We start from the raw sequence: 11,692 nt of genomic DNA, 5'->3' as shown, positions 1-11,692 counted from the left end.
ATGCCAGACCAGCCATGACATCTCGTCCTGTTTCCACACGCTTTCGCCCCGGGCCAGGCTGGTGGGTGCCTGTGCTGCTGTGCGGCTTTGCTGCGTTGTTGCTCAACTGGTCTGGGACACAGGCGATGGATAACAAGCTGCTGGATATCCAGTTTTGGCTGGCGCGTGAGTATTCACCACAGACGGTAGAGCATGAACCCGTCATCGTCGGCATCAATGAAGCTTTCCTGGATGAAGTCGATGAACCACTGGTGCTGAACCATGTGTACCTGGCCGAATTCCTGAAAACCATGAACCTGGCCGGTGCCAGGGCAGTTGGCATGGATGTCAGCCTGCCCGAAAAACGCTACGATACCCTGGCCTCTACCCGTAAGACCGATGCCGATTTTCATAAGGCCCTGCTGTCCGGCATATTGGAAACCATACAGGGTACACCTGTGGTGGCGGCCAAGGTCTGGGATATGCAGCGCCGGCATTTTATCAATATCCAGGTCGATTATGCCGCCGTGCTGGGTATGCAGAATGCGCGCTTCCAACCGCTTGCATCGGCAGAATTTTGCCGCGACAGCGATCAGCGCATACGTCGTTTCCCTGGTAAACACTGTCAGCCCGATGGCGGTGCCAGCGGCCTGGCGACAGAAGTCGCAGCTGCTGCCGGCGTCAGGCAAGACTGGTCGGGTCTGATCAACTACCGCCTTGGTCCGCGTTTTGACTACATTCCGCTGCAAGACGTACTGCAATTATCAGACAAGGGCAATATCGGTGAATTGAAACGCCGCTTTGAAGGCCGCGTGGTGTTATTGGGCGCGACCATGGAAGCGACAGACCTGGTCGATTTGCCCGTGCCTTTGGCGTCCTGGCTGCCTGATGGTGTTCCCAATCCTGGTGTACTGGCGCATGCACAACTGCTGCGCAGCATCATGAACCAGCGCATGCTGAAACCGGCCAGCAATGAAGTCCTGTTCACGCTGTGCTGTGTTTTTGTATTGTTCTGGTTTGGTCGCTCGGTACGTTGGAAAGTCGCATTGTTTGTGCTGGCTGTGACCAGTTTGCTGGCTGCCAGTACCGTCGCCATGCAATATGATGTGTGGCTGCCACCAACTGCCATCTTGCTGACTGGATTGCTGGCGCTGGGTTCCAGTAGTGCTTATCAGGGTTGGCGGCATTTCATCGACAAACAGCGTTTGAGCAAGGCATTTTCAGGCCGGGTCAGCCCGGCTGTGATGGATGAAATCGTCGCCGGACGTGAGCACAACTATACCCACAGCCGTCGCTTGCCAGTGTGCGTACTGTTTTCAGACATCCGTGGTTTTACCACCCTGTGCGAACATGCCCAGGCGGAAGAGGTAGTCAGTCTGCTCAACCGTTATTTTGCGGTGATGAGCAAGGCCGTGCATGAACATGGCGGCACCATAGACAAGTTTATCGGCGACGGCATGATGGCATTTTTCGGTGCCCCGAATGCCTTGCCCAGCCCCGAACAAAGTGCCTTCGATGCAGCACGTGACATGCTGTATGCTCTGGCGGACCTGAATACTGAATTGCAGCAGGAAGGCAAGCCACCACTTGCCATAGGTATAGGCCTGCATAGCGGCGATGCCGTCATCGGCCAGGTCGGCTCTGCCGAAAGGCATGAATACACCGCCATTGGTGACACTGTGAATACCGCAGCCAGGATAGAAGGCCTGTGCAAGGACGTTGGCTATCCCGTGGTATGTTCTGACACCGTGGCCGACAAATTGCTGGACCTGGTTACTTTTGTTTCCCTGGGCGAAAAGCAGCTCAAGGGTCGTTCAGCCATGGCGGTTTTTGGCTGGCAATTGCCGCAAGAAACCACCACCAATCTTTTAAAGAAACAGGCAAATCCATGATGTCCGCATTTACTTCACGTCGTCCGATTAGCATCGGCCAGGCTTTCGCATCTATGGCCTGTGCTCTGGTGTGCGCGCTGTTTGCCCTGATGGCCGGTAGCGCTCAAGCCGATACTGCATTGGGCATGGTGCTGGATGTGCAGGGCAATGGCAGGATGGAAGTGAATGGCGTCAGCAGCAAGTTGCAACTGCTGGCTTATCTGCAACCCAAAATGCAGATTACCGTCGATGCCGGTGCCAGAGTGTCGCTGTCGCTGTATGCCACCAGATCGGTATATCAGGTGACCGGACCGGCACAGGTCAGCATAGAAAAAGAGAATGTCATCAGCCTGCAAGGACAAAAAGCCGTGGTCAGGCCCATGGCAGAAAAACTGGTACGCGCAGCAGAAACCAGTAATGTGATTGCCGGCGCAGTACGTATGCGTCAGTTACCGCCACGTATCGCCATCACTGCACCAGAAAATAATAGCTTGTTGCTGGGTGATCGACCTGTATTCAGCTGGATGGCGGCCGAAGCGGCTGAATTTGACATCAGTATCCAGGCCGTGGATGAAAAACTCACAGACGAAAAGCCGATTGTCAGCCACAAGCTGAAAGAAAATAACTGGCAATTGCCCGACAATATACGACTGGAAGAAGGCAGGACCTATCGCTGGCAGGTTAGCTATGTCTCTGCCAGGGATGGAAAAACACAGATGTCACGTGCCGAATTCAGACTGGCCAGCAAGGCCGAAGCTGCTGCATTGACTGACTTGCGGCCAGATGAACAGGCTGCAGTTGAAGAGTGGGTATTGTATGCCGCCACGCTGCAAGGCAGGCGTGCCTATGCCGAATCCCGGCTGGTCTGGCAGTCCATCGCCAGACAGCGGCCAGACCTGGCCCGCTTTGGTGAAAGCGGGCAATAAACGAAGACCCCGATGCCGATCTGTTCAGCGAAGCAGATTCAGGCAGATGCGCTCATGCCGGTATCGAGAAAATCGACATGAAAATCAACAATCACCTGGCCTGCGATGCGTTGTACCGAGCCATCCTTATGCATACGGCTGACGGTCTTGTCTTCGCGTGAACGCACATCAATCTGAAATTCAGGGTGGTTCTTGCCAAAGGCATTGGCGATGGTTTCCCTGACCTGCGCCAGCAAGGCCGTTTCGGCAGCCGTCACCGTTTCGATGGCATCCTGATTTGCTGCTTCGATATGGGTGATTGTGTTTTCATTCTCACCAAAGAATTGATCGACAGTCTGCTGGAACTCGCGCTGGGTGGTCACGCAATATTGTATCTTCGCAATCGGGAACAGGCTGTGAACTATGCGCGACGCCATCACCCTTTCCGGATCAGTGGTCATGATGATGAGATTGTCAGCGTTTTCTTCCAGGACGATCCAGTGATGGTCTTCGACATACGCGCGCTTGAAGTTTTTCAGCGCATCCGGACGCACGCGGTCTGCCTTGTAAGGTTGGTAGCCGCATTCAAAATAAGCCGCCAGTGACTGGCCGATATCAGCAGGCTTCACCTCGAATTCATCGATCAGTATTTCTTCCACATCCACACCCTTGCGTCGTGCTGCACGTGCAGCCAGACCCAGTTCGGGAATCGACAGGATGGAAGATTTGATCAGGCTGTCAAACTTGGTATGGATTACCTGCGGTGACATCAGGCGCTGGGCAAATGCCACTGCCAGGGTATTGCGCAGATAGCGGAAACCCTCTTCCAGCAATGGCGGGAACTGGCAATCATTGCGGTTATTGATCAACTGCAGCACACCCAGCAATTCATTGCTTTGCTCATGCACCAATGGGCCGACCATCATCTGCTTGGTGCGGAAACCGGTACGCTGATCCACCCGGCGCAAAAATTCCAGATTCGGCGAGTGGGTTTTCAGCTCCGCTTCGTCGTAGACATTGCTCAGGTTGATGGTTTGCTTGCTCATGGCGACATAACCGGCCACACTTTTTTCCGAAATCGGCAGGGCAAAATCCTTGAATGAACTGAGGCCAGTCTTGACCTTGGATTCAATCGCATTTTTCCTGTAATTGACCGAATACAGCGTCAGGCGTTCACACTCAAACAGCTCGCATATACGTTGCGACATATCGAGCATGATTTGTTCGATATTGCTGGTCGAATGGATGGCATTCGTGATGGTTTGCAGGTGTTTGAAAAATTGTAAGCGAGCATGCACGTCGTCGTTGTCGTAGACATCATACTGATCTTCCTGGATACGGCGCACAAAACTCATAAATGGACTTTCAATAATTAAGGATTTCAGCGTCTATTCTGCCACAGCTGGATGGTCCAGTCGTTGTGACAATGACAAACTTGATGCGGCTTGCTTAAAAATTGACCAGCTTCCCTGACTTTGCGCACGAATGGCTGCATGTATGGCAGCATTTTCCGAAGGTTTTGTCGGTAAAAGTCGGGTAAGCCGTTTTTTGAGAGGGGGATGATGTGTCATGTCTGATACAGACAGTTACTGTATCAGACATGACAGTATGGCAAATAGCCGGGGGCTGGATTTACCAGATCGTGATGCGCTTGTCTGGTGCTACATACATCTTGTCACCTTCCTTGACATCAAAGGCCGAATAGAATGCAGGCAGATTCGTCAATGGGCCATTGCCACGGAAGGCAAAAGGTGAATGTGGGTCGGTATTGATCCTGAGTATGGATTCACCGTCGCGTGACTTGCCGCGCCAGACCTGCGCCCAGCCCATGAGCACGCGCTGGTTGCCGGTAAAGCCATCAATCACCGGTGCTGCCTTGCCGCCCAGGGAAATCTGGTAAGCCTTGTACGCAATCGACAGGCCAGAATTATCAGCAATGTTTTCACCCAGGGTCAAAGCACCATTCACATGGTAGCCCGGTAGCGGGCTATACGCGTTGTACTGGGCAATCATGGCGGTGGTCAGCTTGCCGAAGTTGACCTTGTCTTCTTTGGTCCACCAGTCGCGCAAATTGCCATCGCCATCAGACTGGCTGCCGGAATCATCAAAGCCATGGCTGATTTCATGCCCGATAACAGCACCGATACCACCGTAGTTGACAGCGTCATCTGCTGCCGGATTGAAGAATGGTGGCTGTAATATCGCCGCCGGGAACACAATTTCATTCAGGCGTGGGTTGTAATAGGCGTTGACTGTTTGCGGGCTCATGCCCCATTCCTTGCGGCTGACCGGTTTGCCCAGCTTGCTTAGTTGTCGCTGGTATTCGTGTTCACGTCCATGCATGACATTGCCGATCAGGTCGTTCCTGGCGATATTGAGCTTGCTGTAATCGCGCCACTGGTCAGGATAAGCAATCTTGGGATTGAACTTGGCCAGCTTTGCCAATGCTTCCTTCTTGGTTTCCGGGCTCATCCAGCTCAGGGTTTCTATGCTTTGCTTGTAGGCCTGCAGCAGGTTATTCACCAGTGCCTGCATACGCGCCTTATTTTCTGGCGGGAAGTATTTTTCCACATACAATTCTCCCAGCGCTTCCGACATGGCTTCTTCTACACGGGCGACACCACGTTTCCAGCGTACCTGATTGGCTGGTACGCCACGCAAGGTCTTGTGAGTAAACTCAAAGTCCTGGTCGACAAAACGCTGACTGAGGAACGGTGCGTAGGCATTCAGGACCTGCCACTTCAAATAGGTTTTCCAGGTATCCAGTGAAGTCGTGTCGATTATTTTTGCCAGTCCGCTGAAAAAATCAGGCTGACGCACGATCACATAGTCGACTTTGTCTGCCATGTCATTTGCCGCGAAGTAGGCTTTCCAGTCAAAGCCTGGCACCAGTTGTGCCAGTTGCTTCAGGTCGTTCTTGTTGTAGGTTTTGACGGGATCGCGATTGGCGACCTTGGTCCACTGTATCCTGGCGATCTCTGTTTCCAGAGCGAGGATGGTTGCAGCACTTTTTTCCGGATTGGTCTGGCCGCTCATGCCCAGCATTTTTTCCAGATGCTTCAGATAGGCATCACGAAAACCCTTGAGCTTGGCATCGTCTTCCTTGAGGTAATAATCGCGGTCTGGCATGGTCAGGCCATTCTGGCTCAGATACACGGCATAACGACTGGAATCGCGCGCATCCTGACTGATGCCTGCTGCCACCGGCAGGTTGATGCCCAGCTTGCTCAGGTGTGCCATCAGGGCAGGAAGCTTGCTCTTGTCATTTAATGCATCAATGCGTGCAAATTCTTTTTGCAAGGGTTTGATATCCAGCGCGTTGGCGCGGGCTTCATCCATGAAGCTATTGTATAAATCGGCAATTTTTTTCTGGTTTGAGCCGCTGGCCAGTTTGCCATCTTTGGCCAGTGCCTGAATGATGTCGTAAGACCTTTGTTCGGACAGTTCCCGTAGCTGGTCAAAAGAACCAAAGCGCCCACGGTCTGCCGGTATTTCTGCCGTTGCCAGCCATTTGCCGGACATGAACTGGAAAAAATCATCCTGTGGCCGCACGCTTTTATCTATCCATTGCAGATCAATGCCGGAAACCAGTGCAGGACTGGCTGCTGCGGTGGGCGCAGCATTGTCAGCAAAGGCGGTAGCCATGCCGGCATTGGCAAACAGACCAGCCAGTGCGAGAGAAATCAGGGTGCGAGACATAATATTTCCTGTTTATAGGTGTTGGATCAGGAAATGTAGATGCTTTAACTTGCGCAAAGTTCAGCCATTTTAAAGAAACTTTATGCTGCACCCCGGCAAAAATGGCTGCTTCTACCCTTGGCTAAATTACTGGTGAACCAGGCTCTTGCGATAGACAATAAAACCGGAGCGGTCGGCCACCTGATTATAGAGTTGCTGGGCAGTGGCATTGGTCTCATGGGTTTGCCAATACACCACGGTGCTACCGGCCAGGTTTGCCTGTTCATAGACCGCCTGGATCAGTGCCCGCCCGACACCTTTGCCGCGTGCTTCCGGTAGCGTGAACAGATCATTCAGATAGCAACTGGCTTCGATGCGGCTGGTAGTTCTGTGGAACAGGTAATGAACCAGCCCCAGCAATTGCCCGCCCTGCTCAGCCACCAGTGCGTGTACCGGCTCATAGCCATCAAAAAACCGCGACCAGGTCATCTGCGTGACAGCATCTGGCAGTGCATTCGGGCCTGTGCGCTCATAGAAACGGTTATAGCCATCCCACAGGACAGACCAGGCGGCAAAGTCTTCTTTTTTTACTGATCTGATCAGGATGTTGTTGTTCATAAGGTATGTTCTCAAAGTCTTTAAATAAATAATTGCTGTTCCATGACGGTAGCCATGTCCTGCACGTCTGTATTGCCGAGTTCACGCAAGCCGTTCGCTATTGTCATGCGATCCTCTGTGGTTTTGTTCTGGCTGGTCTTCCATTTGCCACAGAGGCGACGGATGGGGATTTCTATGCCAACGATCATGTCCATCATCCGGTCTATGTACTCAGCCGGTGCATCGCTGACCTGCCAGGGTTGATCCAGCTTGTGTTCGAAATGTGCGCTGAGCTCCGTCAGCAAGGCCAGGAATTGTTGCCTGTCTTCGACGATGCGCATAGGGCCGTGTGCATGCACAACCGCATAGTTATAGGTAGGCACAACCGCGCCAGTACGTTTTTTTTCTGCATACCAGCGTGGACTGATATAGGCATGCGCTCCCTGGAAAATCACCAGCAGATCTTTACCGCTAGCCGCGCTTTGCCACACAGGATTATTGCGGGCAACGTGGCCACGCAAGATGCCATACGGGGCATCGGCAGTCGGTGGTGTCACCAGAAAAGGCAGGTGATTGGCATCCAGTCCATTCTCATTGTGCGTGACCATGGCGGCCAGAGGATGGGCCTGTATCAGGGCGTGTAGTACATCAAGGCGTTGTTCGGAAAAATGATCTGGCAAATACATGATTATTCGATTTCTACGATGACTTCTGCGTGAATGGAATTGGCGATATAGCATTGCTCATGCGCCATATGATGTAATTCTTCGCGTTCCTGCAAGCCAGGTTGGTGCTCACCTGCATAGCGTTCGCGCGGACGTAAATGAATGCGGGTGATGGCCGGTTTGCCTTGCGCATTCTTGTCCATAATACCGACCGCCAGGTCTTGATACTGGTCCAGCACATAACCGCGCTGGGCCACGAAAGATAGATAAAACAGCATGTGGCAAGAAGACAGGGCGGCAACCAGGGCTTCTTCCGGGTCGACATTGCCAGCCTCAGACATCGGCAACGGGACTGACAGTGGTGACGATGAGGCAGGTACCGTCAATCCTCCATCGAATTCCCATTGGTGGGCACGGCTGTATTTATTATCGGTAAATGCCTGCTGGCCACGTTCCCAAGCAATTTTTGCCTGATATTGATGCATTTTTTTACTCCCTGCATAAGAAATTAAGTTAATCTTAGTTTTTGTATTGGTTATTTAAAAGTACCAATTTTAAGTAAAATAAGAATACCAATTTATTGGGTAAGTGTTGATTCCATGCATCAATCCTCATTGATTGCCAATATCGCTCTCGACAGACGGCATGACATGCCCCTGTACCGGCAGTTATATGGCGAAATCAGAAAAGCCATACTCGGTGGCCAGATGCTGCCGGGCATGCAGTTGCCGCCCAGCCGTGAATTCTGTCTGGCCCTGGACATCTCCCGGCAAACCGTGCTGAATGCCTATGACCAATTGCTGGCGGAAGGGTATCTGCGCGGCAGTGTCGGGCAGGGTACCTTCGTCAATGAAGATTTGCCCGCACAGGTACAAACGCGCAAATTCAGGGATGTGCAGGTGGCTGACAGTGTGGTGGCTGAAGAACAGCGGGGTCTGTCGCAACGTGGCAGGCGGCATATTGATCCACGTGGCAGTACCCGTTTCCATGAAGGGCCGGTGCGCGCTTTCCGCGTCAGCATGCCGGACCTGGGCCTGTTTCCTTTTGATGTATGGGCCAGGCTGGAAGCGCGGCATTGCCGTCACCACAAAGGGCAGCTCGGTTATGGTGACCCTGCGGGCTACCGCCCCTTGCGTGAATTACTGGCGGTGTATCTCAAAGCAGCACGCGGCGTCAATTGCACGCCGGCGCAAATACTGATCACATCAGGCTCACAACAGGCGCTTTATCTGCTCAGTACCATGTTGCTGGATGTGGGTGAACAGGCCTGGGTAGAGTCACCCTGTTATCGCGGCACCACCGCAGCCCTGCATGCAGCACAGGCGCAGATGTGCCCGGTGCCGGTAGATGCAGAAGGCATGGATATCGCTTATGCCGCTGGTCATTTTCCCGATGCGAAACTGGTCTTTGTCACACCTTCGCACCAGATGCCTCTGGGCATGACCATGAGTTTGCAAAGACGCATGGCCTTGCTGGAATGGGCACAACAGAATGCAGCCTGGATAGTGGAAGACGACTACGATAGTGAATACCGTTTCGGTAGTTCGCCACTGGCGTCCCTGCAAAGCCTGGATACCCGGCAATGCGTGATTTATGTAGGCACCCTGTCCAAGGTATTGTTTCCAGGCCTGCGTCTTGGTTATATGGTCTTGCCGGAGACACTGCGCGAGCCGCTGATACAGGGTAAATCAGTGATTGATAAGCATACTGCCGTCATGCCGCAAATGGTATTGGCAGATTTTATTGCTGAAGGCCATTTTGGCAGGCATATCAAACGCACGCGCAAAATCTATGCGGAACGTCAGGCATGCCTGGTCAACTGCCTGCGCCGCGTACTGGATGATGAACTGGAATGTGGCGCGCAAGACGGCGGGCTGGACCTGGCCGTGTATTTCAAAAAAAGCCGTGATGAAGAACGTATCATCCAGGCCGGACTGGCGCTCGGTCTGGAGTTGCGCGGCTTGTCGCATTATGTTGGCATACCGGGACAGGTTGGCAAGGCTGCCGGCCATCCCTCAGGTTTGTTACTGGGTTTTGCTGCACTGGATGTAGCTGAGATCGAGCGCAGTGTGATGTTGCTGGCCAGTGTGTTCAACAATGACCAGGGTTTCACTCACACCGCATGAAATTTTAGCCTTCACCGCTCAGTTCAGGCTGCCAGCATGTCCAGTTCTGTACTGGACATTGCCAGCGCATGCCGGTTGATCGCACTGATGATGGCCTTGATGCTGGCCGTCGTCGCATCGTCAGCGATGGCGGCACCGTGCTGGTTGCTACCGTCATTGATACGCGCTTCAATGATGCAGACCGATTGCTGTTTGCCATTGCGCGTGACCTGTTGCTCGCTCCTGTCCATGATATTGATGTTAAAACCGATTGCCTGAAAAGCCTGTATCTGTGCGTCTGAAATACCATGGCCTGTACCGTGCGCAGCTTGTGGCTGTTCCTGGTGCAGCAAATCCATGCACAGGGATATCTGTGCTGAATCAGATGGCGGGGTCCCGTGATGCGGGACAGGGTTTGCATGATGTGCCTGATAACTTAAAGGGTTTGCCGGATGCAGATAGGTGTCGCTGAAAATCTGATGTATCTGTTGGGCATGCATTTCTTTGCCGCTTTGATCAGCAAAGGCCTGTACCACCCGGCTGAACTCAATCTGCAGACGGCGTGGCAGACTGATGCCATATTCCTGTTCCAGCAAAAATGCCATGCCGCCTTTGCCTGACTGGCTGTTGACGCGTATCACTGCATCGTAGTTGCGGCCCAGGTCGGCCGGATCTACCGGCAAGTACGGAACTTCCCAGATGCCATCGGCGCTTTGCTGGGCGAAGCCCTTCTTGATGGCATCCTGGTGTGAACCTGAGAATGCGGTAAACACCAGATCACCTACATACGGATGTCGTGGATGGACCGGCAACTGGTTACACTCTTCCACGCACTGACGCACGCTGTCGATGTCAGAAAAATCCAGGCCAGGATGTATGCCCTGGGTGTACAGGTTCAGGGCCAGCGTCACCAGATCGACATTGCCGGTGCGTTCACCATTACCGAACAGGCAGCCTTCGACACGGTCAGCACCCGCCATCACCGCCAGTTCGGCAGAGGCAACGGCAGTGCCCCTGTCATTGTGCGGATGGACACTCAGAATAATGGCATCGCGTTGTGCCAGATGCCGGTGCATCCATTCAATCTGGTCTGCATATACATTCGGTGTCGCGCATTCGACCGTAGTTGGCAAGTTGATGATCATCTTGCGTTCAGGTGTAGGGGCCCAGATCGCGGCTACCGCGTCGCAGATTTCCTTTGAAAAATCCAGTTCTGCCATGCTGAAGGTTTCGGGTGAATATTCAAATACCCATTCCGTTTCCGGCATGCTGTCTGTCAGTTGTTTGATGAGGCGGGTGCCATCGATGGCAATCTGTTTGATTTCTTCCCGCGATTTGCCAAACACGATACGCCGGAAAGCTGGCGCAATGGGATTGTATAAATGCACGATGGCGCGCTTTGCACCCCGCACCGAATCAACGGTGCGACGTATCAGATCTTCACGTGACTGTGTCAATACTTCGATGGTGACATCGGCCGGGATGCGCTGTTCTTCTATCAGCTTTCGCACAAAGGCAAAATCGGTTTCCGAGGCCGATGGAAAGGCAACTTCAATTTCCTTCAAACCTACCTTCACCAGCATTTCAAAGAAGCGCAGTTTTTTTGCTGCATCCATGGGTTCGATCAGGGCCTGATTGCCATCACGCAAATCGGTGCTCATCCAGATGGGGGGCTGTTGTATGCGGCGGCTGGGCCACTGCCTGTCTGCTAGATCAACGGTAGGGAAGGGCTGATATTTTTTACTTGGGTCGATGATCATCTTGTTCTCTTTTGTAAAGGACAGCACAGTGCCTCAGCGATGCGCTGATTTCTGTTTTGATTGCAATGGAAAAAGTGGCTTCAGGCTAACCGGCGGCCACGAAAAAATACGAGGCCGGTTAACCGATCAGTA

9 protein-coding genes are annotated in these 11,692 nt (G+C 52.9%); 3 read left to right on the top strand and 6 right to left on the bottom strand.

The features are described from left to right. The first annotated feature begins 14 nt into the window (after positions 1-14). Together H8L32_RS14870 and H8L32_RS14865 are read left to right on the top strand one after the other, a co-directional pair. A complete protein-coding gene (locus H8L32_RS14870) occupies positions 15-1,871 on the top strand; it encodes a CHASE2 domain-containing protein (protein ID WP_186948040.1) in 1,857 nt (618 codons plus the stop codon). Further along, a complete protein-coding gene (locus H8L32_RS14865; RefSeq protein WP_186948039.1) occupies positions 1,871-2,776 on the top strand; it encodes a hypothetical protein in 906 nt (301 codons plus the stop codon). The genes H8L32_RS14870 and H8L32_RS14865 overlap by 1 nt, the downstream gene beginning before the upstream one ends. 38 nt (positions 2,777-2,814) lie before the next feature. Here the strand turns inward: H8L32_RS14865 and H8L32_RS14860 are convergent, their stop codons facing one another. The 5 genes from H8L32_RS14860 to H8L32_RS14840 all read right to left on the bottom strand — a co-directional run bounded on the left by H8L32_RS14860 (position 2,815) and on the right by H8L32_RS14840 (position 8,180). Beyond that, entirely contained in the window at positions 2,815-4,110 is a 1,296-nt protein-coding gene (locus tag H8L32_RS14860; RefSeq protein WP_186948038.1) for a GspE/PulE/PilB domain-containing protein, read from the bottom strand. A 277-nt stretch (positions 4,111-4,387) separates the two neighbouring features. Further along, positions 4,388-6,454 carry a M13 family metallopeptidase gene (locus H8L32_RS14855; protein WP_186948037.1) on the bottom strand — a complete coding sequence of 689 codons (2,067 nt, stop codon included), beginning with the start codon at positions 6,452-6,454 and terminating at the stop codon, positions 4,388-4,390. Between the two features lie 126 nt (positions 6,455-6,580). Next, positions 6,581-7,051 (bottom strand): GNAT family N-acetyltransferase, encoded by a 471-nt coding sequence (locus tag H8L32_RS14850; RefSeq protein WP_186948036.1) that lies wholly within the window; start codon positions 7,049-7,051, stop codon positions 6,581-6,583. Between the two features lie 20 nt (positions 7,052-7,071). Then, positions 7,072-7,716 (bottom strand): FMN-binding negative transcriptional regulator, encoded by a 645-nt coding sequence (locus H8L32_RS14845; RefSeq protein ID WP_186948035.1) that lies wholly within the window; start codon positions 7,714-7,716, stop codon positions 7,072-7,074. Between the two features lie 2 nt (positions 7,717-7,718). Further along, positions 7,719-8,180 (bottom strand): OsmC family protein, encoded by a 462-nt coding sequence (locus H8L32_RS14840; RefSeq protein ID WP_186948034.1) that lies wholly within the window; start codon positions 8,178-8,180, stop codon positions 7,719-7,721. A 114-nt stretch (positions 8,181-8,294) separates the two neighbouring features. Between H8L32_RS14840 and pdxR the strand changes: the two genes are divergently transcribed. Beyond that, positions 8,295-9,821 carry a MocR-like pyridoxine biosynthesis transcription factor PdxR gene (gene pdxR, locus H8L32_RS14835; RefSeq protein ID WP_186948033.1) on the top strand — a complete coding sequence of 509 codons (1,527 nt, stop codon included), beginning with the start codon at positions 8,295-8,297 and terminating at the stop codon, positions 9,819-9,821. A 23-nt stretch (positions 9,822-9,844) separates the two neighbouring features. Here pdxR and leuA read toward each other — a convergent pair whose 3' ends face one another. Then, positions 9,845-11,560, bottom strand: a complete 1,716-nt coding sequence (gene leuA / locus H8L32_RS14830) for a 2-isopropylmalate synthase (RefSeq protein WP_186948032.1) — start codon at positions 11,558-11,560, stop codon at positions 9,845-9,847. Between the last annotated feature and the right edge of the window lie 132 nt (positions 11,561-11,692).

Source organism: Undibacterium hunanense (assembly GCF_014284335.1).
In the GTDB taxonomy this organism is placed as follows: Bacteria; Pseudomonadota; Gammaproteobacteria; order Burkholderiales; family Burkholderiaceae_D; genus Undibacterium; species Undibacterium hunanense.
The sequence above is the reverse complement of the archived record's forward strand: the minus strand, read 5'-3'. Positions and strand labels throughout refer to the sequence as shown.

Bases quoted from the DNA above. Each gene is read 5' to 3' on its own strand.
- H8L32_RS14870 (WP_186948040.1), top strand. From the start codon at position 15: ATGACATCTCGTCCTGTTTCCACACGCTTTCGCCCCGGGCCAGGCTGG.
- H8L32_RS14865 (WP_186948039.1), top strand. From the start codon at position 1,871: ATGTCCGCATTTACTTCACGTCGTCCGATTAGCATCGGCCAGGCTTTC.
- H8L32_RS14860 (WP_186948038.1), bottom strand. From the start codon at position 4,110: ATGAGTTTTGTGCGCCGTATCCAGGAAGATCAGTATGATGTCTACGAC.
- H8L32_RS14855 (WP_186948037.1), bottom strand. From the start codon at position 6,454: ATGTCTCGCACCCTGATTTCTCTCGCACTGGCTGGTCTGTTTGCCAAT.
- H8L32_RS14850 (WP_186948036.1), bottom strand. From the start codon at position 7,051: ATGAACAACAACATCCTGATCAGATCAGTAAAAAAAGAAGACTTTGCC.
- H8L32_RS14845 (WP_186948035.1), bottom strand. From the start codon at position 7,716: ATGTATTTGCCAGATCATTTTTCCGAACAACGCCTTGATGTACTACAC.
- H8L32_RS14840 (WP_186948034.1), bottom strand. From the start codon at position 8,180: ATGCATCAATATCAGGCAAAAATTGCTTGGGAACGTGGCCAGCAGGCA.
- pdxR (WP_186948033.1), top strand. From the start codon at position 8,295: ATGCATCAATCCTCATTGATTGCCAATATCGCTCTCGACAGACGGCAT.
- leuA (WP_186948032.1), bottom strand. From the start codon at position 11,560: ATGATCATCGACCCAAGTAAAAAATATCAGCCCTTCCCTACCGTTGAT.